At 38.3% G+C, this 23,210-nt stretch carries 16 protein-coding genes and 1 pseudogene; 7 read left to right on the forward strand and 10 right to left on the reverse strand.

The features are described from left to right. Positions 1-232: 232 nt before the first annotated feature. Positions 233-1,078: a 50S ribosomal protein L11 methyltransferase gene (gene prmA, locus JCM15092_RS10265; protein WP_024994584.1), complete on the forward strand. Its 846-nt coding sequence runs from the start codon at positions 233-235 to the stop codon at positions 1,076-1,078. 103 nt (positions 1,079-1,181) lie between these two features. On the opposite strand, the gene JCM15092_RS10270 is transcribed toward prmA, so the two are convergent. Together JCM15092_RS10270 and JCM15092_RS10275 are read right to left on the reverse strand one after the other, a co-directional pair. Further along, positions 1,182-2,057 carry a glycoside hydrolase family 25 protein gene (locus JCM15092_RS10270; protein ID WP_024994585.1) on the reverse strand — a complete coding sequence of 292 codons (876 nt, stop codon included), beginning with the start codon at positions 2,055-2,057 and terminating at the stop codon, positions 1,182-1,184. Between the two features lie 85 nt (positions 2,058-2,142). Continuing rightward, entirely contained in the window at positions 2,143-3,786 is a 1,644-nt protein-coding gene (locus JCM15092_RS10275; RefSeq protein WP_024994586.1) for a diphosphate--fructose-6-phosphate 1-phosphotransferase, read from the reverse strand. Between the two features lie 150 nt (positions 3,787-3,936). Between JCM15092_RS10275 and JCM15092_RS10280 the strand changes: the two genes are divergently transcribed. From JCM15092_RS10280 to JCM15092_RS10300, 5 genes are all read left to right on the forward strand, one after another. Further along, positions 3,937-4,182: a hypothetical protein gene (locus JCM15092_RS10280; protein WP_024994587.1), complete on the forward strand. Its 246-nt coding sequence runs from the start codon at positions 3,937-3,939 to the stop codon at positions 4,180-4,182. A 15-nt stretch (positions 4,183-4,197) separates the two neighbouring features. After that, positions 4,198-4,755: a 1-acyl-sn-glycerol-3-phosphate acyltransferase gene (locus JCM15092_RS10285; protein ID WP_024994588.1), complete on the forward strand. Its 558-nt coding sequence runs from the start codon at positions 4,198-4,200 to the stop codon at positions 4,753-4,755. Between the two features lie 327 nt (positions 4,756-5,082). Then, the gene (locus JCM15092_RS10290) at positions 5,083-7,935 is read left to right on the forward strand and encodes a golvesin C-terminal-like domain-containing protein (protein WP_024994589.1); all 2,853 of its coding nucleotides are present in this window, start codon (positions 5,083-5,085) and stop codon (positions 7,933-7,935) included. 92 nt (positions 7,936-8,027) lie between these two features. Beyond that, positions 8,028-8,348, forward strand: a complete 321-nt coding sequence (locus tag JCM15092_RS10295; RefSeq protein WP_024994590.1) for a DUF8442 family protein — start codon at positions 8,028-8,030, stop codon at positions 8,346-8,348. Positions 8,349-8,374: 26 nt separating this feature from the next. After that, positions 8,375-10,234: a YgiQ family radical SAM protein gene (locus JCM15092_RS10300; protein ID WP_024994591.1), complete on the forward strand. Its 1,860-nt coding sequence runs from the start codon at positions 8,375-8,377 to the stop codon at positions 10,232-10,234. A gap of 238 nt (positions 10,235-10,472) precedes the next feature. Here the strand turns inward: JCM15092_RS10300 and JCM15092_RS10305 are convergent, their stop codons facing one another. The 7 genes and pseudogenes from JCM15092_RS10305 to mfd all read right to left on the reverse strand — a co-directional run bounded on the left by JCM15092_RS10305 (position 10,473) and on the right by mfd (position 20,127). Beyond that, on the reverse strand, positions 10,473-10,889 hold the full coding sequence (locus JCM15092_RS10305; protein WP_024994592.1) for an ACT domain-containing protein: 417 nt from the start codon (positions 10,887-10,889) through the stop codon (positions 10,473-10,475). 7 nt (positions 10,890-10,896) lie between these two features. Continuing rightward, a complete protein-coding gene (locus JCM15092_RS10310) occupies positions 10,897-12,198 on the reverse strand; it encodes a phenylacetate--CoA ligase family protein (protein ID WP_024994593.1) in 1,302 nt (433 codons plus the stop codon). 20 nt (positions 12,199-12,218) lie between these two features. Continuing rightward, positions 12,219-13,544, reverse strand: a complete 1,326-nt coding sequence (locus JCM15092_RS10315) for an aminotransferase class I/II-fold pyridoxal phosphate-dependent enzyme (protein ID WP_024994594.1) — start codon at positions 13,542-13,544, stop codon at positions 12,219-12,221. Position 13,545: 1 nt separating this feature from the next. Next, positions 13,546-14,121, reverse strand: coding sequence for an indolepyruvate oxidoreductase subunit beta (locus JCM15092_RS10320; protein ID WP_024994595.1), 576 nt, complete (start codon positions 14,119-14,121; stop codon positions 13,546-13,548). Then, positions 14,118-15,737, reverse strand: coding sequence for a thiamine pyrophosphate-dependent enzyme (locus tag JCM15092_RS10325; protein WP_024994596.1), 1,620 nt, complete (start codon positions 15,735-15,737; stop codon positions 14,118-14,120). The genes JCM15092_RS10320 and JCM15092_RS10325 overlap by 4 nt, the downstream gene beginning before the upstream one ends. Positions 15,738-15,859: 122 nt before the next feature. Next, positions 15,860-16,618, reverse strand: a complete 759-nt coding sequence (locus JCM15092_RS10330; protein WP_024994597.1) for an amidohydrolase — start codon at positions 16,616-16,618, stop codon at positions 15,860-15,862. A gap of 141 nt (positions 16,619-16,759) precedes the next feature. Then, positions 16,760-20,127, reverse strand: a pseudogene (gene mfd / locus JCM15092_RS15780) (transcription-repair coupling factor). Positions 20,128-20,274: 147 nt separating this feature from the next. On the opposite strand from mfd, the gene JCM15092_RS10340 reads away from it, so the two are divergent. Next, on the forward strand, positions 20,275-22,443 hold the full coding sequence (locus JCM15092_RS10340; protein WP_024994598.1) for a tetratricopeptide repeat protein: 2,169 nt from the start codon (positions 20,275-20,277) through the stop codon (positions 22,441-22,443). 59 nt (positions 22,444-22,502) lie between these two features. Here the strand turns inward: JCM15092_RS10340 and JCM15092_RS10345 are convergent, their stop codons facing one another. Beyond that, positions 22,503-23,015: a DMP19 family protein gene (locus tag JCM15092_RS10345; RefSeq protein ID WP_024994599.1), complete on the reverse strand. Its 513-nt coding sequence runs from the start codon at positions 23,013-23,015 to the stop codon at positions 22,503-22,505. Between the last annotated feature and the right edge of the window lie 195 nt (positions 23,016-23,210).

Here is a 23,210-nt window from a genome sequence, read left to right on the forward strand (position 1 = left end):
TTGAATATTAAGTTTTCTTTTTATTACGATACAAAAATAAAAATAGGAAACATCAATAAGTAGAGAATTTCCCTATTAGTTTATAGGGATTCCCCTATTTTTATTATAAAAAAGAGTATGCTGTCATGGATAATAGGAAATGAAAGAAAGATACAAAAATAAAAATTAGAGAAGTTCCTTTTTATCTACATTTAGATTGCATTATCTTTGTTCTGAATTTATTTTTATCAATATGAAATATCTGGAAATAACATTTACAAATAATCCATGCAACGAAATTGTAAACGATGTTCTCTCGGCTGAACTTGGCGATATAGGTTTCGAAAGTTTTATAGAGTGGGAAAAAGGAGAAAAAGCATATGTTCAGGAGTCTCTTTTCAATCAAGATGAGCTTGATAATATGATACGTAATTTTCCTCTTGAAGGAGTAAACATTGAGTATACCATTGTTCATGCAGAGGATAAGAACTGGAATGAGGAGTGGGAAAAGAATTATTTCCAACCTATCGTTATTGATGACAGATGCTGCATACACAGTACATTCCATTATGATGCTCCAAAAGCTGAGTATGAGATTCTTATAAATCCTCAGATGGCTTTCGGAACAGGACATCATGAAACTACCAGTTCAATCATAGGTGAGCTGTTGGATACAGACCTTAAGGATAAATCTGTACTCGATATGGGATGCGGTACATCTATCTTGGCTATTCTCGCATCAAAAAAAGGGGCAAATCCTGTCATGGCAATAGATATTGATGACTGGTGCGTGAACAACTCTATTGACAATATAAATCTGAATGGTATAGATAATATCACAGTAAAACATGGTGATGCTTCACTTCTGAAGGATTGCACTCCTTTTGATGTAATCATTGCTAACATAAACCGCAACATCTTGCTTAACGACATGGACAAGTATGCTTCATGCATGAAAAAGGGGTCTGAGCTATTTATGAGTGGATTCTATGTAGAAGATATACCTATCATAAGAGAAAAAGCTGAAAGCCTCGGAATGAAATACATCCATCATAGAGCAAAAAACAACTGGGCAGCTGTGAAGTTTGTAATGGAATAGAAAATATCCTGCATTTTATTAAAAGATAAAAAAATACCTCGTAAGTCATCTATTAATACTTGCGAGGTTTTTTCTTATAAAGGGACATGTTTTATGAGACCTACTACTTAATAGTCATTGACTTAAGCTCATCAAGAGAGCCGTTGAAGATATCAAGGTCAACACTCTTCTCTATACCAGGTATATTACCTATATCGGTATGCTGCCAAAAGTCCCAGTCGCCTTTATATTTCACTGAGTCAACATAGTAGTGTGCTATCCAATATGGATATGTATCAAAGATGGAGTCACTGAGATACTTTGTCTTAAATTTATACGAAGCGTATATTATAGGCCGTACTCCATAATGTTTCTCAATCTTACTTAACCATAGCTTTATATCACGTCTCATCTTCTCAGCATCGTCACCTTTCTTCTCTATATCAAGCACAGGAGGTAAATCACCCTTCTCCAAACGTACAGAGTTTATGAAAAAATCTGCTTGACGTGAAGCGCTGGTGTTAGGATTATAGAAATGATATGCACCGCGAATAAAGCCATAAGCCCTTGCAGAGTCAAAATTTGCCCGGAAAACATTATCACCAAAGTCACCACCTTCGGAAGCTTTCATAAATATAAACTTCAATGGGAAACGTCCTTGTTGAGATTGTGAAAGTTTTTTCCAGTCTATTACACCTTGGTGATGTGAAAGATCTATGCCATGAATCTGATAACCTGAAGGCATACAGACACCATAGGCCTTATATCCGTAACATGGTTTCCAACGGTATGAGTATGGGCGGATGAAAAAATAGTAGAATAGAGCAATGAATACAATCGAAACCAAGACCATTAATAATTTGTAAACCCAACAAGGGATCTCCTTATCTGTTTTTTTCTTCCTAGTGCCGGAATTTCTCTTGCGACCCTTTGAGGAAGATGAACCCTTTCTTGTTTTCGAAGATTTGTTCACAGTATTTATAGGAGATTGATTGGTCATGTATGTTGCGGTATAAAAATTTCATTTCATAGCAGGGCATGAAGAGATCATGCCCTGTCTGAAATGATAGTATGATATAGCTAAATTATTTAGCTTTTTCTAACTGAAGAGTTCTAGTAGCCTGATCGCATACTGATGAAGGACCGAAGTACTGTATTGGACCTGGGTAAACATAGTCAGTCTTAATAGCCCACTCTTCGCGGTTTGCAGCGAAGAATTTGAATGGAGCACCATCAAGTTTAACCAAAGCCTTCTGAATAACCGGTTTCATCTCTCCGTGACGACGTTCCATGTTCATCATCATTGTGATAGGCACACCACCTGCAATCCATTCAGCAGCAGGAGCAGTTAGGTTACGTACAGATGACATATAACCAGTCTCACCATTAGCGATAAGAACAGAAGCAGTAAAGCCAAGTGAGTAGCAGTAGTCTGCGTCGAAGTTAGATGGAGCAGCGCAACGTCCTTCGTAACCGAAGAAGTGGTGCTGAGCAGCAAACTTACCTACGAACTTACCCTCTTCTTTCCACTGTGCAAGTTTAACAGCAACCATGTCAGAAAGCAACTTCTCTGTTTCGATAAGTGATACCTGTACGTTTCCGTGTGGGTCACGATCAAGAGTAAGCTGACGAGCTACACCTTCTGGAAGAGAAGCGTAGATTTCTGAGTTAGCTTTAGAAAGTTTAGAGATGATATATTCTCTTTGGTGTGATTTCTTGATAAGAGCGAATTCAGCAGCATTTGCAGCAAGGAAGTCATTCAACTCAGAGATCAGGTTCTTCATTGCAGGGATGAACTCAATAAGACCTTCTGGAATAAGAACTGTACCGAAGTTGTTACCTTCTGCAGCACGAGCAGCAACCTTTTCAGCAATAGAAGTTACAACATCATCAAGTGAAAGGTTCTCTTTCTCTACCTCCTCAGAAATGATACAAACATTTGGTTGTACCTGCAAAGCACATTCAAGAGCGATATGAGAAGCTGAACGACCCATCAGTTTAATGAAGTGCCAGTATTTACGAGCTGAGTTACAGTCACGTTGGATGTTACCGATAACTTCAGAATATGTCTTACAAGCAGTATCGAAACCGAAAGATGTTTCGATCATCTCGTTCTTAAGGTCACCGTCGATAGTCTTAGGACAACCAATAACCTGGATACCATAGTTTTTAGCAGCATAGTACTCAGCAAGAACACATGCATTTGTGTTAGAGTCGTCACCACCAATTATAACCAAAGCTGTGATATCAAGTTGTTTAAGAATCTGGTAACCTTTCTCGAACTGTTCTTCAGCTTCAAGTTTAGTACGGCCAGAACCTATGATATCGAAACCACCTGTGTTACGATACTCATCGATGATATCAGAAGTAAGTTCCATATAGTTATGGTCTACCAATCCACCAGGACCAAGGATAAAACCGTATAAGCGGCTATCTTTATTCAGATTCTTGATTCCGTCGAATAGACCTGAAATAACGTTATGACCACCAGGAGCCTGGCCACCTGAAAGGATGACACCAACGTTGATAGGTTTGAAAGCTTTAGCCTCACCCTCAGCGAACTGAATGATTGGCATACCGTAAGTGTTAGGGAATAATGCTTTTATAGCATCCTGGTCAGCTACTGACTCAGTTGGATTTCCTTTCTCCACTTTAACTGCACCTCTCAAAGCTTTTGGAAGTTTTGGCTGATACGCAGCTCTTTCAATCTGTAATGCACTTTTAGTCATTTTCTTATTTTTTTAAAATGTATGTAATTCCGTAATTGGATTGCAAATTTCGCTCATTTTTTGGAATTATAAAAACTTATCAAAATAAAAATAGTACATTTGCATACATTATTAAAGGAATTATTAATTCACTTAAATTATTAATTTGTTATGGCAAGTAGAAGAATTTTAAAGAAGAACATTAAAGGCGCAATAGATTTCCTTTTCATAATCAGCGTAATGGTTGATCAGAAGAATGACGATAAGATGTATGGTATCATCGACAAGATGACTGATTTAGTATCAAGAATAAGCCATACAGAACCAGGAAAGGCTAAAGAGTACTACAAAAATATAAAGAAAGAGTACAGCGATTGCTTAGTGCAAGTTAACGATCTTATCAAAGATGTTGCTTAATTAAGACTTGCAATAATGGAAAAAGCAATTTGTAGCTTTATTTATCATAAGATCTTGGGATGGAAATCAAAAGTTACTGTTCCTGATTTTGATAAATATATTATTTGTGCTGCGCCACACACTTCTAATTTCGACCTTTTCATTGGTAAACTATTCATTGCTGCTAATGGCAGGAAGACAGGTTTCATGATGAAGAAGTTTTGGTTCTTTTGGCCTTTGGGGTATTTGTTCAGAGCAATGGGTGGAGTTCCTGTAGACAGGAATAAAAAAACATCATTGGTTGACCAGATGATTAAGGAAGCCCAAGAGAGCAAAGAGTTCCATCTGGCTATAACACCTGAGGGAACAAGAAAGAAGAATGGTAACTGGAAAAAAGGATTTTACTACATAGCAAAAGGTGCAAACCTGCCTATAATCCTTATAGGTATAGACTACGTAGATAAGTGCATTTCAGCAGAAAAGGTGATATATCCTTCTGGAGATATGAAAAGTGATTTGAGAGAAATTAAACTCTATTACAAAAATTTCAGAGGTAAACATCCGGAACGTTTCTCCATAGGAAATGTAGAATAACTTACAGTAAGTGCGTCTCAAAGATAATTTGAAACGCACTTATTTTTTGTCCTTATAATATCTACCTTCATTTTACTCAATATTTATTATAATCTCCCCTAACCTGAAATAGCCCCCTCTTTTGCCTAGAAATACTATGAGAATGTTGCATTTACAAATGGTAAGGAGACAACAATCCATTATACATATTGTGACAGAATTTATTTGATGCAGACTCCCTGAATCTATATCTTTATTTCATCAAAGAAGAGCAATAAACCAATAAAGTGATGAAAACAGTCAATATAATGAGGAAAAAAATATAAATTCGCATCAAAAATATCGGTCATGAGAAAACTATATATATTTCTTCTTTTTACAATAACATCAATCCTTGGCGTCTATTCGCAAAGTCTTGAGAATAATATAGAGAATAAACTTAAGGAATATTTTGCCGGATATGTTACAAATGCTAACATTGGTAAGTGTAAACTCTCCAGTTATGATATTAATCATGACAAACGTACATTGAGAATATACCCCAACGAAAACTTCGGATACCAGTCTTTCACACCTGAAAAGGTTGAAACCATTTACTCAACAATTAAGAGCTTACTCCCCGGACCTGCCAATTATTACGAAATAACAGTCGTTGCCGATGGGAAACCAATAGAAGATCTTGTTCCTAACATATTTTTACGTCGTAGAGATAAGACCAGAGAACTGGGCAAATTAGAGTATAAAGGCAAACAGTGGGTAAAGAATATCTCTAATGAAGTTTATCCTACCAAAGGACTGAACGGAAGGCACATAGCTATATGGCAAAGTCATGGCAAATATTTCGATGCTAATCAGAACAGATGGATATGGCAGAGACCTAACCTCTTTGCAACAAACGAAGATATGTTCACTCAGTCATTTGTAACGCAGTATATAATCCCAATGATTGAAAATGCCGGTGCTACTGTTTTTACGCCACGTGAAAGAGACTGGCAGAGAAACGAGGTGATTGTAGACAACGATGGCGGTGGCACTTACCTTGAGACTTCAAGTAAGAAAGGCAAATGGATGACTCATATACAGAAAGGTTTTGCACAGAAATATCAAAAATATCTGGACAACCATAATCCTTTCGAGGACGGCACAATACGTTTCACTGCGATAGAAAAGAAGGCTGAGAAGGCTTTCGCTCAGTGGATACCTAATATACCGGAGAGTGGTGAGTATGCAGTATATGTCACCTACCAATCTCTACCGGAGAGTATTGATGATGCCAAATATATGGTTTTCCACAAAGGTGGAGTGACCGAGTTCCATGTCAACCAACAGATGGGCGAAGGCACATGGGTATACCTTGGAACATTTGCTTTCGATAAAGGAAGTAACGATTACGGAATGGTTGTACTCAGCAACCAGAGTAAGAGCAAAGGTGTGGTATGTGCAGATGCAGTGCGATTCGGAGGTGGTATGGGTAATATAGTCAGAAGAGGCAAAACAAGCGGACTTCCAAGATACCTGGAGGGTGCACGTTACTCTGCACAGTGGTACGGGATGCCTTATAATGTCTATAGCCCGAGTAAAGGGGAAGACGATTATAAAGATGATATCAATGTAAGAGGTAACGCAACTAATTACATCAGCGGTAAATCTATCTACAACCCAATATATTCAGGTCTTGCTGTACCATTAGATCTGTCTCTAGGTTTACATAGCGATGCCGGATACTCAAGAGGCGACAGCCTTATAGGAAGCTTAGGAATTTATACAACAGATACTAACAAGAAGCTCCTCAACTCGGGAATATCTCGCTATGCATCAAGAGATTTTGCCGATTTGATGCTTAATGGAATTAAAAGAGATATCTTATCCCAGTTCAACATTAACTGGAAAGTAAGAAGCCTGTGGAACAGAAACTACAGCGAGACAAGAGTTCCAGGTATTCCATCTATGATTCTGGAACTTCTGTCACATCAGAACTTTGCTGATATGCAACTTGGACATGACCCGAGATTCAAATTCACTGTTGGTCGTTCTGTATACAAATCTATTTTGAAGTATATCTCTTCCATGCATAATGAGGATTATATCGTACAGCCTCTGCCTGTTACTGAATTCATGATTACAGAAGATAAGAAGAACAGATTCACTCTATCATGGAGAGAAACAATAGATAAGGATGAGCCTACAGCAAAACCAATAGCATATAAGGTATATACAAGAGTTGGATATGGAGGTTTCGACAATGGTGTGTTAGTAGAAGGTAACAAATATACATTCAAGGCTGAGCCGGGACTTACATACAGTTTCAAAGTCACTGCAGTGAACAAGGGTGGAGAAAGTTTCCCTTCCGAAATTCTATCGGCATACAAAGCACGTAAAAGTCTTGGAACTATACTCATAGTGAATGGTTTCGACAGACTTTCAGGACCTGCATTTACAAATGACAGCGTCTCACAGGGATTCGACTTGTCAGAGGATGCAGGAATGCCATATATCCGAACATCATCTTTCTGCGGAAATCAGATAATTAATGATAAAAGCAAGATAGGAATTGAAGATAGTAAGGGGCTAGGCTATAGTGGTAATGAGCTCGAGGGTGTGATTGTCGCAGGTAATACTTTCGACTATCCATTCGTTCACGGTAAGGCAATCCAGAGAGATGGCAGATATTCGTATGTATCATGCAGCTCGGCAGCTTTAGTAAAGAGTGGACAGAACCTTGACAAATATTTTGCTATAGACTATATATATGGAGCTCAGAAGAGTCCTCTATCAAGAGATATTCAAGCACTGTTGACAATATATTGTAACAGAGGAGGCAACCTGCTTATTAGTGGAACAGATATTGTAAGTGGTGCAGACAACTACTCAGCAAACTTCAATAAAGAGATACTGAAATGTGATAACGGTGGAAGTATGCATACCATCAACTCGGGTAACATTTCGGGTATAGGTTTGAACTTCACAATACCTGTAACTCTCAATGAGAAGGTTTATTGTGCCGAAGCATCCGATTGTGTCATGCCTCTCTCTACTGCATTCTCTACATTTGTATATACACCGGGAAACTATAGTGCTGCTACAGCATACAAAGGAGATTACAGGACTTTTGTATTAGGTTTCCCTTTTGAATGTGTTGACGGAGAAAATAACAGAGCTGCAATAATGAGTGCTGCGATAAACTTCTTTATGTCTAAATAATTTTTTGGATTATTCATAAAATAAAACGGTGCAAATCCCCTTTGCATCGTTTTTTTAATAACTTTGTGATATAACCATAAAAATATAGCACTATGTACACTATACAGACAAACCCTACTGGCACACGCAGCATGGATATTTCTGAAGAAAATCTTCAGACAATTGAAAAATATGCACTTTTTCAACATCTTATAGATAGCAATGGAATTGTTGATGAAGAGGTGCTCGAGAAGTTAAGACTGAATTTACGTTCACTGATTTCTTCAAGTGAAGGAGAGTGCAAAGAGCTTTTGGACCTTTGCATAGATGTGATTTATCATAATAATATGAAAGCTTTTGGACTACATCAGCTTATCTTGCTTTACATCAAATGGGAAAGTGAAAAGGAAGATGATGAGGATGATGAGGCATAGAGCGACATGTAACAATAAAAAGGAATTTGAAAGAATATAAAGTAACAGATTGGCTACCTACTACTAAAAAAGAGATGGAAATGAGAGGATGGGATGAACTTGATGTCATCCTGTTCAGCGGAGATGCATACGTAGACCATCCATCTTTTGGGGCGGCAGTCATAGGAAGATTATTAGAGGCACAAGGGCTAAGAGTAGCTATTGTGCCTCAACCAAATTGGAGAGACGATTTAAGAGATTTCAAGAAACTAGGTAAACCAAGACTCTTTTTCGGTATATCTGCCGGCTGTATGGACAGCATGGTAAACAAATATACTGCCAACAAACGTCTTAGAAGTGAAGATGCATATACACCCGACGGACGTCATGACATGCGACCTGAATATCCCAGCATAGTATATGCAGAGATACTCAAAAGCCTATTCCCTGATGTTCCTATTATCCTTGGTGGTATAGAGGCTTCACTTAGAAGAGTGACACATTATGACTATTGGCAGGACAAAGTCAGGAAGTCTATTCTATGCGATTCAAAAGCTGACCTTCTGATATATGGTATGGGAGAGAAACCTATTACAGAGCTTTGCGAAAAACTCTTGCAACAGGTCAATCAGAACATGCCTATAACAATACCAAAAGATATTCCACAAACAGCATATTTGGTAAATAAAAATGAGATACCTGCTTCAAACTCTGATAAGGAGGATGTAGCACTGGCATCACATGAGGATTGTCTGAAAGATAAAAAGAAACAGGCACACAACTTCCGACTCATAGAGGAAGAATCGAACAAGTATGAAGCGTCTAGAATACTACAGCATGTCGGCAATAAGGTCGTTGTGGTGAACTCACCATACCCACCTATGAGTCAGGCTGAGCTGGATCACTCTTTTGACCTTCCATACACCCGCCTTCCTCATCCAAAATATAAAGACAAACGCATACCTGCATTCGATATGATAAAGTTCTCGGTTAATATTCACCGGGGATGTTTCGGAGGATGTGCTTTCTGCACAATATCAGCTCATCAGGGGAAGTTTATTGTGAGCCGCAGTAAGGAGAGCATTATCAACGAAGTAAAGAAGGTTGTCGACATGCCCGACTTTAAAGGCTATCTAAGTGACCTTGGCGGACCTAGTGCAAATATGTACATGATGAGTGGAGAGAACAAGGATATGTGCAGCAAGTGCAAGCGTCCGTCATGCATTCATCCAAAGGTATGTCCAAATCTGAATACAGACCATCGTCCTCTGCTTGATATATACCACTCGGTTGATGCCATACCCGGTATAAAGAAAAGTTTTATAGGCAGTGGCATTAGATATGACCTGTTACAGTATAAGAGTAAGAATGATAAGGTGAACAAAAGTACTGAGGAGTATACTCGAGAACTCATTGCAAAACATGTAAGCGGACGACTCAAGGTTGCACCTGAACATACTAGCGATAAGGTCCTCAACTTGATGAGAAAACCCTCTTTCAGCCAGTTCTATGATTTCAAAAATACCTTTGACAGGATAAACAGGGAACTGAACTTGAAACAGCAGATTATTCCATATTTCATAAGCAGCCATCCGGGATGCAGCGAAGAGGATATGGCGGAACTTGCTGTATTGACAAAGAAACTGGACTTCCATCTGGAACAGGTACAGGACTTCACTCCTACTCCAATGACTGTCTCTACAGAGGCATGGTATACAGGTTACAACCCCTATACACTAGAGCCGGTATTCTCCGCTAAGTCACCTATGGATAAGCTCAGACAGAGAATGTTCTTCTTCTGGTATAAGCCGGAGGAAAGAAGGAACATAACAAATGAACTTAACCGAATAGGAAGAAGTGACCTTATAAACAAGCTTTATGGAGGCGGTGGAAGAAACAACAGATAGTTATTCTAAAAAATAGAGAAACGGTAATGAACAAAAGAATTGATTCATTACCGTTTTTATTTTTGCCTAAGATTATATCCGTTTAGATAGTCATCTCATTATTGAATCATGATATATTTTTTCTGTCATGGCAGAAGCATCAACGGATCATGATCGGATCATCAACGAATCATGATCGGATTAACAACGGATCATGATCGGGTTAGCAACGGATCATGATCGGTTTATCGTTGTCTCCTTATAGGTACTCTTCCTTTATTATACTGCAATTGTCTCTCTCAAGCACCTCGACACAGCTCTTAATGTTATTAGGACGTATAACAACATTAGCTGTATCTCCCTGAGCAAAAGCATACATATACTCAATAAATATTTTCTCTTTAGCCAGATTGTCAAGTATCACCGATAATGAACCTGCTACATTAGGGCAGCTAATGCATACAACATCTGTAAGCATAACAGCAAAGTTCTCAGCTCTCAACACCTCAACTGCCTTCTCCACATCCGACACTATAAGTCTCAAGATACCGAAATCAGTAGCCTCAGCCATACTGAATGCATGCATATTGATATTATACTTGGCAAGAGTCTTAGTAACATCATTTATTCTTCCTGTCTTATTCTCTAGAAAGACAGATAATTGCTTAATTGTCATATAGCTCTTATTTTAATATTCTATTATCTATAACGTGTTTACTCTTTCCTTCACTTCTTGGTATGCTGTTTGGCTCCATGAGTCGTATATCAGCACTTATAGAGAGGACATTCTTAAGTCTGTCACCTAGAACCTTCTTCATCTGAAGCATGCTTCCAAGGTCATCCGAGAAGTAGTCCTTACGAACCTCCACCTGAATCTGAAGAGTATCCAGATTATTCTTTCTGTCGAGTACAAGCATATACTGTGGTTCCAGTTCAGGAATCTCAAGAATTACGCTCTCAACCTGAGATGGGAATACATTTATACCCCTTACAATGAGCATATCGTCGCTTCTTCCCATAATAGGTCCCATCTTTACATTTGTTCTACCACAAGAACAAGTCTCATGTGAAAGTGTACAAAGGTCTTTTGTACGATATCTTATAAGAGGCATTCCTGTCTTTGTCAATGTAGTGAATACAAGTTCTCCTGTCTCACCATCAGCAATAGGTTCTAAAGTATCTGGATCAATAATTTCAGGATAGAAATGATCCTCGCTGATATGTGAGCCATTCTGTTCCTGACATTCATAAGAGACTCCCGGACCTATAATCTCACTTAATCCGTAAAGGTTGTATCCCTTAAGACCAAGTCTCTCCTCTATCTCCTTACGCATATTGTTTGTCCATGGCTCAGCTCCGAAAGCTCCCACACGGAGTTTAATATCCTTCTTATCAACCCCCATCTTGTCGAGTGTCTCAGCAAGATATAGAGCATATGATGGAGTACAAGCAATACCTGTTATATCGAGGTCTCGTATCAGTTTGATATGTTTTTCTGTATTACCTGTAGATGCAGGAATTACTGTAGCACCGAGATTTTCAACACCATAGTGAGCGCCAAGACCGCCGGTAAAGAGTCCATATCCGTAACTAACAGAGAATGTATCATCTCTTGTCACACCAAAAGCAGCAAGACTTCTTGACATCACTTCCGACCAGATAGAGAGGTCGCGACGTGTATATCCCACGATAGTTGGATTACCGGTAGTTCCCGAAGAGGCATGTACACGTACAATATCACTCTTAGGTGCTGACATCAATCCATATGGATAGTTGTCACGCAAATCCTGCTTGGTAGTGAATGGCAACTTTACTATATCATCTATTGTCTGAATATCATCAGGAGATATATCAAGAGCCTGAAGTTTTTCTCTATAGAAAGGTACATTATGGTAAACAAGATTAACCAGTTTATTCAATCTCTTCCCTTGAAGCTCGCGCATCTGTTCGCGGCTCATGCACTCTTTACTCGAATTCCATATCATAGTATCACTCTTTTTAGTTGTCATTTTGTATTTATTGGATGATCCATATTAAATGCCTTCATCCTCTCTTGCATTATTTCATAAAGTTCGTCACGCATACGTGATGTACATGCTCGGATACCCGATTGATTGCTACCGGTAGTATTCAGTGCTATGCTGCTTACTCCATAATATAGCAACTCTTTGAGCAGCTCTCCGCTGTCCATATCACCATATCCTATTGTAAAGAAGAAACCGTCACCCACAGCCTGAGTTACATCATAGCTGTATACAATATGAAAGCCGTTATCGGTAAAGATTTTCTTCATCTTATTTGCCCTGCGTGCATATTCACTTGTATCTGAAACGAAGTCTATTTCTCCGTCTGTAGAGCGTTTCAACATCTCGGCATAACCATATTGAGTAGATGCGGTACATCCTGATGTAATCATATATAGTATTGATGCCACAAGTGTATTTCCAAAGATACCTGAATCTTTATATCTGTTGGCCAAAGCAGGATAATACTTATCGTATAGCTTATCGCTGATACATGTCAAAGCCATTCTCTGACCGGCATAACTGAATATCTTAGATGAAGAGAGCATTAAGATATAGTTGTCTGTATATCTAGCAACTGTAGGAGGATAAGGTGCATGGAAAGGAGTTCCCAAGTTGTGGCGGAAATCCATGCAGAAGTATGCAAGGTCCTCCAATATTATCACATCATATTTAGTTGCAAGGCGACCAATAATCTCCAGCTCCTCCTCTTCAAGGCATATCCATGCAGGATTATTTGGATTTGAATAGACAATTGATGCTATATCACCCTTTTCAAGGAATTCTATCAGCTTTTCTTCAAGTGCCTTACCACGATAATTATATATATCAAACTGCTCCCATTCTGCTCCAATAACACGCAACTGAGATTTCTGAATAGGAAAACCGGGATCAATGAAGAGAACCTTGTTCTTACCCTCTATTCTCTGTGTAGTTGCAATGAAAGAGCCGAAAGAACCTGCCACTGAACCTGTAGTAGGTATGCATGAGCGTGCAGATATATCGATATTCATAAATGCATTAATGAATCGTGAAGCCTCGAACTTAAGTTCAGGGATACCATCTGCAGCAGGATATTGAGAGCCAACTCCTCTGTCGAGAGCAGCCTTTTCAGCCTCTATGCCTACCTTGTTTGCAGGCAGACCAGGAGAGCCCTGGTCCATTCGTATAAATGGGATACCTGTCTTTTTCTCGAGAGTAGAGGCAACAAGCAAAATCTCGCCTATCGTTGCCTGACCAAGGTTAGCAATATTTAATTCACTTACTACTTGTGCTACAAGTTCTTCACTGAATACCTGATGTTTCATATCATTGAGCTAGTTCTACGCCAAGGTCAAAAGCCTTGAGATTCATCTCCACAATGCTCTCACCTTTACGTTCAAATACATTAATAATACTTTGTCTCAACTCATCTCTCGAGATGATTGAGATATATTTTGATGCCATACCTAAAAGGATTACGTTAGCACATTTAGGCATAGAATTCTCTTTAGCAATATTTTCTATAGGGAGGGCAACTAGGTTCTTTATCTTGTGTAGCTCATCCAATACAGCCTCATCCTCAGGATATGTAGGTATATTTCTGAAAGTATCAGTAGATGTTATTATCCATCCCTCCTTCTCCAAAAATGGCAGATATCTCATTGCCTCCATTGGCTCCATAGAGATAATGATATCAGCTTCTCCCTCAGGAATAAGGTCAGACCATATTTTCTCTGTAGAGAGACGCATATTCGACTGTACATCGCCACCTCTCTGACTCATACCGTGTACTTCAGCCTGCTTAAGGTTAATACCTGTCCTTGTAGCTGCATCACCTATTATTGTTGCAATCGACAGAATACCTTGTCCGCCGACACCTGCAAATATTATATTCCTTGTCATTGCTTCTCTGCTTTTTGTTTTCTCAATTTACGATTAAGTGTCTGAACACACTCCCTTCTTGGGATAATAACTGAGACACCCTTATACTCAATCTCCTGACGAAGTATTCTATCTATCTCTTCCATATTCTTAGGCAATGGAACAACTACATGTAGATGTTCACGTTCAACACCTAATCCCAGGCAGATAGCTTCGAACTTGTTTGTTCCTGCAGAATCTTGTCCGCCGGTCATAGCAGTTGTAAGATTATCGGATATGATAACTGTAATATTTGCATTTTCGTTGACAGCATCAAGAAGTCCTGTCATACCTGAATGAGTAAAGGTAGAATCGCCAATCACTGCAATAGCAGGGAAAACACCTGCATCAGCAGCACCCTTTGCCATAGTTATAGATGCACCCATATCCACGCAACTATCTATTGCTGTAAATGGAGGAAGTGCTCCAAGAGTGTAACATCCTATATCTCCAAATACTTTAGCATCTTTATATTCAGCTACAATAGTTTTAAGAGCATTGTAAACATCTCTATGTCCGCACCCCATACACAAAGCCGGTGGGCGAGGCATTACGATATTTGATTTTGCAAAACCCTCAGTAACCTCATAGCCCAATCCCTTTCTAACAAAGTCCGGATTCAGTTCACCTACACGAGGAAGAGCACCTGTCAATCGGCCACTTACCTTAACATTGTCAGGAGCAATAGCTTTTACTTGCTCTTCAACAAATGGCTGACCATCTTCAACAATAATAATCTCTTCACATACCTCGCTCAGTTTCTCTATCATTTGTACTGGTAATGGATATTGAGATACCTTAATTAGAGGAATCTTCTCCTCTACATTCTGCATGCTCTCCATAACATAGTTATATCCTATACCACATGCTATGATACCTCTTTTATATCTCTTCTTGCAATCAGCAATATTGAAATTATTGAAATCTGACTTTTCGGAATTGTTTATTAATAGTGCCTGTTTGTCAACAAGCTTATTATATTGTCTCTTTGCATTTACCGGAAGGAGTACCCACTCAGAACGGTTAACATCGAGGTTTATATTATTTTCAGCAATAGGTTCACTGATAGTTACATCAGCTCTTGAATGTGCCAATCTGGTAACTATTCTCAGTAGAACAGGTAACTTAATCTCTTCGGACATAGAGAATGCTTTCTTCATCATATCGTATGCCTCTTGCTGAGATGATGGCTCAAAAATAGGAATCATAGCAAACTTCCCATAGAAACGTGAGTCCTGCTCATTCTGTGAAGAGTGCATTGAAGGATCGTCGGCAGCAACCACCACCAAACCACCATTCACACCTGTAACAGCTGAGTTGATGAAAGCATCGGCAGCAACATTCATTCCTACATGTTTCATACATACCAAAGCACGCTTTCCGGCAAAGCTCATACCTAAAGCAGCCTCCATGGCAGTCTTCTCATTTGTGCACCATCTGCTATGGATACCTCTCTGCTTAGCCAAAGAGTTTGATTGGATAAATTCAGTAATTTCAGTAGAAGGAGTACCAGGGTAAGCATAAACTCCAGAGAGCCCGGCATTGATTGCGCCAAGTGCAATGGCTTCGTCACCGAGTAAAAGTAATTTATCTTTCATATATAAAAAATCTGTTTATTTCAATTTAAAACTATATGTTGGAAGACCAACAAAGGGTTCAGCTCACTGAGAGCCAGAAAGTATAATGGTAACTATAAAGAGGAAATGTTTGAAAACTCTCTTTATAACAATGTGAATGAATCGGCATCATCAAGTACAGGGAACTTCTTCCTGAACGAATTAAGCTCACCCATATCTATATCTGTAGTAACAGTCATTGCCTTGTTCTCTTCACACTCTGCAATAATCTTGCCGTATGGATCAATGAATGCACTTGCTCCGTTATAATCACAGAAAGGATCTTTACCAACACGGTTAACAGCAGCAACATAACATTGATTTTCTATTGCACGGGCCTTTATCAATGTTTTCCATGCCTCTATGCGTGGTATAGGCCAACTTGCAACATATATAATCATATCGTAATCCTTGTGGCTTCGGGCAAATACAGGAAAACGAAGATCATAACATATCTGTAAAAGAATACGTACGCCCTTATACTCAACAATCACTCTATCCTTTCCAGGAGTATAGTGTTTGTGTTCACCACCATAGGTAAAGAGATGCTTTTTGTCATAGCAGGTCACTTCACCATCAGGCTTTACAAAATAAAAACGATTATAGTATTTACCATCCTCATCTGTAGCAACGCTACCACAAATAGCAGCATTTATCTTTGAGGATTGCTTTATCATCCATGAGAGTGCAAATTTCTGATTGTCAACTCCGGTTTCAGGCTCCGTACAGAAACCTGTTGAAAACATTTCCGGAAGGATGTATAGATCTGCTCCGGGAGCATTCTCCATAGCCAATTCAGCCGAAGCAATATTGGCCTTGGGATTGGCCCATTCAATATCTGTCTGTATAATTGTTGCTTTCATCTACCTCATTGTTATTTAAGCAGTACAAATGTAACAATTATTAAACAAACAACAACTTTTTATTTCATACTATTTGTAAAAAGCAGCATTTTGCTGCAATATACTCTACAATTCAAATAAAATCTGTCAAATATTAAGAATCTATTGTATAACAACAATTTGCTGAAGCACAGAGACAGCTGTCTCCACACTTGGTATGTTCTTAATTACCATACTTCTCTTGCCGTTCTTTTCGCGTAGATTACAGATGCGAGGATTCTTTCCCATATAATCTATTATCTTTCCGAAAGAGTCACTTTGATAGTATGGACTCTCAGGATTACTTACAAAGAACAGCGTCATATTTCCTGCCTTAAGAAATATCTTCTCCACGCCAAGTCTTTTTGCTAGTCGTCTCAATGGTACAATACGCAACAACTCAAGTGCCTCGTATGGTATTTTCCCGAACCTGTCTTCAAGACGAGTCTTGAATTCCAGCACATCTTTATCGAGTTCCATACCATCAAGTTCTCTATAAAGAAGCATCCTCTCACTACTGCTTGGTACATACTCATTAGGGAACATAATCTCCATGTCACTTTCAAGCTGGCAATCGTCCACAAAACCTTCACCGCTTATCTTCTCCTCTCCTGAAGATTCAACATATAATTCGGAAAACTCATCATTTTTAAGTTCAGTTACTGCTTCAGATAAAATCTTCTGATATGTCTCATAGCCCAGGTCTGCAATAAATCCGCTCTGCTCTGCACCCAACATGTTTCCTGCTCCACGGATATCGAGGTCCTGCATAGCTATATGTATTCCGCTACCTAAATCGCTAAAGTTCTCGATAGCTTGCAGTCTTCTCTTTGCTTCTGGAGTGAGGGAGCTTAATGGTGGAGCCATCAGATAGCAGAATGCCTTCTTATTGCTTCGTCCAACTCTTCCTCTCATCTGATGCAGGTCACTCAAGCCGAAGTTCTGTGCCTGGTTTATGATAATAGTATTGGCATTAGGAATATCTATACCGCTCTCGATTATAGTTGTTGCAATCAATACATCGTAATCATAATTTACAAAGTCGAATATAATCTTCTCCAACTTCTCAGGGTCCATCTGTCCATGGCCAATACATACCCTACAGTCAGGAATATTCTTCTTAATCATTGCAGCCAAGTCAGGCAAGTTATTGATTCGGTTGTTCACAAAGAATACCTGTCCGTTTCTACTCATCTCAAAGTTTATAGCTTCGGCTATTATATCCTCATTGAATGTATGCAGCTCAGTCTGAATTGGGTATCTGTTTGGAGGAGGAGTCTGAATTACAGAAAGATCTCTTGCTCCCATCAATGAGAACTGCAGAGTTCTCGGTATAGGAGTTGCAGTCATAGTAAGTGTATCGACATTTACCTTTATCTGACGAAGTTTCTCCTTGACAGAGACACCGAACTTCTGCTCCTCATCAATAATCAGCAGTCCCAGGTCCTTGAACTTAATAGACTTGCCAATAATCTTGTGGGTACCAATCAGAACATTAATCTTGCCCTCTTCAAGCTCTTTTGTTATACGTGTCGTATCTTTTCCACTACGTGCCCTGCTTAGATAATCTATCTTACATGGGAAATCCTTAAGTCTATCCGAAAAGGTTTTAAAATGCTGATAAGCCAACACCGTTGTAGGTACTAGAACAGCCACCTGCTTATTGTCGGCAACAGCTTGAATGCTGCTCTTACAGCAATCTCAGTCTTTCCGAAACCCACATCACCACAAATTAGTCTGTCCATAGGACGATCATTCTCCATGTCCTCCTTGACATCTATTGTTGCTTTCAGCTGGTCGGGTGTATCTTCGTATATGAAACTTGCCTCAAGTTCGTTCTGCAGGAAGCTATCCTTGCTATACCTGAAGCCTTTCTCCTGTCTTCTTTTTGAATATAGCTTTATCAAATCCCTTGCTATATCCTTTATCTTCGATTTAGTTCTGTCCTTGAGTTTCTCCCATGCCCCTGTGCCAAGTTTGTTTATTCTTGGAGCTTCACCCTCTTTACCTTTGTACTTAGATATTTTATGGAGTGAGTGTATAGAGACAAAGACAACGTCATCATTCTGATAGATAAGTTTTATAACCTCCTGCGTGTTATCACCGTTAGGAATTCGTACAAGTCCTCCGAAACGTCCTATTCCATGGTCAATATGTACCACATAATCACCTATTTCGAATTGGTTCAACTCTTTCAGAGTAAGAGCAACCTTTCCATTTCTTGCTCTCTCACTCTTCAGGTTATATTTATGGAAACGGTCGAAAATCTGATGGTCGGTAAAGAGACAACTCTTTATTGTGTTATCTACAAATCCATCATGAAGAGTCCTGTTTATAGGAGTGAAATCTATCTTATCTCCCCTCTCCTCGAAAATATCTTTCAGACGCAGAACCTGTTTATCACTGTCTGAACAGATATATAGCTTATATCCACCTTTCAGATAGTCGGACAAAGTAGAACTTACCAAGTCAAAATTCTTGTGGAATATAGGTTGCACGGAGATATTGAAGTCCAATTTAGCTTGAACAGACTGTGAAGGATGGTTACCGAATTCTATCCTACGGAAGTCTACAATCTTTCTTAGGAACTCATCACCACTTATCAGGTTGAGCGCACTTAATGGAAATGGAGCGCCATCGTTTTCAGCCTTCCATGCAGTAACAGCCTGTGGCGAAAGCGCATCATTATAGCTTTTATCAATATTCTCTTTAGACCAGAAAATATCTTTTATAACGACTACAGAATCCTGCGGTATAAAATCGAGGAATGATATCTTTGAAATAGAGCCATTATGTGAATCAAGCTCAGAAACAATAGATACAGAATCTTTCTTCTCTTTCGAGAGCTGTGACTCAATCTCGAATGTTCTTATACTGTCAACCTCATCCCCAAAGAAGTCTATTCTGAATGGATATTCCGAAGAGTAAGAGAAAACATCGACTATACTTCCTCTATGTGCAAACTGTCCCGGCTCGTATACATAATCTACATGCTCAAAACCAAGATCCGACAACTTCTCCACCAACTTTGTTATTGAGAGCCTGTCGTTGAGAACAACCTTAAGAGTCTTTGTAGTAAGTTCCTTATGTGCTATAACCTTCTCAGTTATTGCTTCGGGGTATGTAATGACTGTAATAGGTTTTCCCTTTTGAATACTACTAAGCACCTCTGTCCTTAATATTTCGTTTGCAGAGTCCTTTTGACCATACTTTATTGCCCTTCTGTAAGACGAAGGGAAAAAGAATATATTCGACTCTCCATTTATCTGAGTTATATCATGGTAGAAATATCCTGCCGACTCAATATCATCAAGAATAAAAAGGAATATAGAGTCATCTCTTTTCAAAAAATTAGAAAAGAAAAGTGAAGCAGATGAGCCTTGCAACCCCTTTAAATAAGAGTATTTGATTTTCCTGTCACTCAGGATTTTACTCATTGCGACAGTATTGGGATGAGAACTATATATACGTTGTATTTCAGATATATCCATAAAATTCAAAATAATAGTGCAAAATTACTGAAATATCTCATTTATTCTATTTAAAGGAAAACCTATTTATTTTATTTATTAGATTTGCATATGTGAACATGTATGTTGTCATATTTGTTTATTAACTAATAAATTATTAAGTCTATTATGGACGAAAAGATAGAAGAAATCTACTTATTGCTTGATAATAAGGCAGTAAAAGCAGCTCTATTGAAGATTGAATCAGCTGCTCTAGAGATAAATGAGGGTGAAATCGGAGATGAAGCACATAATTTGCTTGTATCGTATGAAATGATGATTTCGTACATTATGCAAGGAATTAAAGATCCCAACATGCATGATATGATAAGAAAGAGTTTGGCTCATGCATACAACATCACAGAGAGAATAGCCCTGATAAAGAGACACAAAAATTCAGACTCTACTATTTCCAAAATAAATAAAGCAATTAGTTCTGAATATATCCCTCTCGATAAGATACAAAAGAAGTTGGAGAATTATACAGAGAATATAGGTACTGCCGATCTAATATACTCTCCCGACGATATTGATGATAAGAAGTTAGATATGTCTAAAAAGCATGAGGAGGTTGTAAACTACATGTTCAACAAGACCTATGCCTCTTTGCGTTGGAGTGAAACTGACCATATTCAGGCAAAGGAATTGATGAGTTCACTGCTTATCACAGATGAAGACAAGGCTATATTTTTAAGTGCTATCACAATGAGCCTTTTACATGTTTTCGATGATAAGAAATTCCTCCTTTTGATATCTTCGTACAATAATGAAAGTGCTTTAATCTCAGCAAGAGCTCTGGTAGGTGTTGTTATAATACTTCAGATAAACTCAAAGTGTATAAATTTTTACCCTGAGATACTGGCACAACTCTCCATACTAAAAGATGACAAGAGAGTGGTAAAAGACTTAAGGAATATACAGCTACAGTTCCTAATGACGCGCGAGACTGATAACTTCGATAAGAAGATTCGTGAAGGCATTATGGAAGATGTGATGAAAGTTAAGAGGGATTCCGAGGATATAGATGATACTGATGGGGAGAATCCTGACTGGGAAAAGATTAAATACGATTCCGGCTTTTCTGATAAGTTAATGGAGATAAATGAACTTCAGTCATCGGGTGCAGATATCTATATGCATTCGTTCGCACCCTTGAAAAAATATGGTTTTTTCTTCAAGATATCCCATTGGTTCTACCCTTTCTTCACATATCAGTCTGACATATTCCCTATTATAAATAGGATGAAGAATGAGGAGATACCATTCATTGATATCATGATTAAGTCTGTATTCTTCTGCAACTTGGATAAGTATTCATTATGCTTCACTTTCCAGAGCATTCCGGCTTCACAAAAGGAGCAGTTTTTAAGTCAGTTCTCAGAATTAAACGAAAATTATTCGGATAAGAATGAGATTATAAAGTTATTCGAAGAGGAATCAAAGAGAAGTGATATAATCAGTCGCCTCTACATTCAGGATCTATATAGATTTTTTAAGCTCTGGAATTATAAAAATGAGGAAAATGACATATTCAATGATAAGTTCGACTTATGGAACAATCCATATCTATGCGACCTGTTAAGTGATGAAGAAACTTTGAAGCAGATAGGATCATTTCTAATTAAATATGACTACCTGCAGGAGGCACAACAGATATACCAGTTAATGAATATCACAATTCCTGAAGATGCTGAGTCATGGCAGAAGACTGGATTTATACTTCAGAAACTATCAAGATGTGAAGAAGCTATAAGATGCTACCTTCGCGCAGATATGTTAGTACCTGAGCAGAAGTGGACAAACCTTCATCTTGCCCAGTGCTACAAAAAAATAGGAGAATATACCAAAGCTATAGAGTATTACAAGATTATTGAAGAGTTGAATCCTGAGAATCTAAATATTGACATTCAGATAGGGCAATGTTTCATAAAGCTAGAGAAATATAAAGAGGCGCAACAATATTTCTATAAGGTAATATATATTGATGAGAATAATATCAATGCACTGAGAGCTCTTGGTTGGTGTTTGGCGCAGACAGGAAATTATGATGAGGCAAAAAAATATTTTTCTTTGGTCATTGGCGAAGATAAAGCGAATGCTTACGACTATATCAACCTAGGGCACGTGAACATAATTCAAGGTAATATTGTAGATGCAATAAACAACTATAGAATCGGAGCCGTGCTAATCTTTGATAAAGAGAAGATTTTCAAAACTATTGATGAAAGCAAGGTATTCCTCAGGAGCCATGGTGTAAGTGAAGATTACATTTCAATTTTGACTGACTTGATAATATAATAAAAAGACTCCCCCGCTCCATTTAATGTAGCGTGGGAGTCTTTTATCTATTCTCTTTTTTACTTTTCTATCTTAGCAAACTGTTCGATATTATTGTCTACATATTCAGCAATCTGTGCTGTTATGAGTTCTTCCATATCCATGAATTTTTCTTCCAGTTCATCGAAAGCTTCGTATTGCTCATACATTGCCATAAACTCATCATCATCACACTCCTTCTCAAGATCCTTACGGTTCTCTTCATAAATTTTCTTAGCATCATATATCAGTTTTGAGAAATCCTTTGCACCAAATATTCTCATCGCCATAGCAAAAGGATTGTCAAATATGTATGGGCCATATCCATTCTGTATCAACTGGATAAATCCTCCCTCATTAATTTCTTCTCTAAAGAAGTGGTACCCAAGCAGTGAGTGCTGATGACCATTAAGAAGAGGCATTGTAGATGCATCAATTACCCCACCGGTAACCTCTAGATATTTATCAGTAAAGACTTTGATAAATTCATCCATTCCGGCAGTAGCTGCAGCAGCCACCTCTTTATCTGTTATAATAATTTTATTTTCCTCCATTAATCGACTTTTTTCAAGCATAAATATTACTATACAAAAATAGATAAAAAACCGACTTTCACAATCATCTTTGGTACATTCTTTCCCAATATATGGAGCAGAATTGTTTTTATCATAATCGATTATTTGATAAAGTATTATAATTTAACTGAATTGCAATCTGCAGCTTGCAAATGAATAGTCATATAGAATTAT

This window comes from Phocaeicola paurosaccharolyticus JCM 15092 (assembly GCF_000613805.1).
Taxonomy (GTDB): domain Bacteria; phylum Bacteroidota; class Bacteroidia; order Bacteroidales; family Bacteroidaceae; genus Phocaeicola; species Phocaeicola paurosaccharolyticus.

What these genes read in the sequence shown, in the direction of transcription:
- JCM15092_RS10285 (WP_024994588.1), top strand. Translation starts at nt 4,198, where the DNA reads ATGGAAAAAGCAATTTGTAGCTTTATTTATCATAAGATCTTGGGATGG.
- JCM15092_RS10295 (WP_024994590.1), top strand. Translation starts at nt 8,028, where the DNA reads ATGTACACTATACAGACAAACCCTACTGGCACACGCAGCATGGATATT.
- JCM15092_RS10325 (WP_024994596.1), bottom strand. Translation starts at nt 15,737, where the DNA reads ATGAAAGATAAATTACTTTTACTCGGTGACGAAGCCATTGCACTTGGC.
- JCM15092_RS10305 (WP_024994592.1), bottom strand. Translation starts at nt 10,889, where the DNA reads ATGACAATTAAGCAATTATCTGTCTTTCTAGAGAATAAGACAGGAAGA.
- JCM15092_RS10310 (WP_024994593.1), bottom strand. Translation starts at nt 12,198, where the DNA reads ATGATATGGAATTCGAGTAAAGAGTGCATGAGCCGCGAACAGATGCGC.
- JCM15092_RS10340 (WP_024994598.1), top strand. Translation starts at nt 20,275, where the DNA reads ATGGACGAAAAGATAGAAGAAATCTACTTATTGCTTGATAATAAGGCA.
- JCM15092_RS10290 (WP_024994589.1), top strand. Translation starts at nt 5,083, where the DNA reads ATGAGAAAACTATATATATTTCTTCTTTTTACAATAACATCAATCCTT.
- JCM15092_RS10315 (WP_024994594.1), bottom strand. Translation starts at nt 13,544, where the DNA reads ATGAAACATCAGGTATTCAGTGAAGAACTTGTAGCACAAGTAGTAAGT.
- JCM15092_RS10275 (WP_024994586.1), bottom strand. Translation starts at nt 3,786, where the DNA reads ATGACTAAAAGTGCATTACAGATTGAAAGAGCTGCGTATCAGCCAAAA.
- JCM15092_RS10320 (WP_024994595.1), bottom strand. Translation starts at nt 14,121, where the DNA reads ATGACAAGGAATATAATATTTGCAGGTGTCGGCGGACAAGGTATTCTG.
- JCM15092_RS10345 (WP_024994599.1), bottom strand. Translation starts at nt 23,015, where the DNA reads ATGGAGGAAAATAAAATTATTATAACAGATAAAGAGGTGGCTGCTGCA.
- JCM15092_RS10330 (WP_024994597.1), bottom strand. Translation starts at nt 16,618, where the DNA reads ATGAAAGCAACAATTATACAGACAGATATTGAATGGGCCAATCCCAAG.
- JCM15092_RS10280 (WP_024994587.1), top strand. Translation starts at nt 3,937, where the DNA reads ATGGCAAGTAGAAGAATTTTAAAGAAGAACATTAAAGGCGCAATAGAT.
- JCM15092_RS10270 (WP_024994585.1), bottom strand. Translation starts at nt 2,057, where the DNA reads ATGACCAATCAATCTCCTATAAATACTGTGAACAAATCTTCGAAAACA.
- prmA (WP_024994584.1), top strand. Translation starts at nt 233, where the DNA reads ATGAAATATCTGGAAATAACATTTACAAATAATCCATGCAACGAAATT.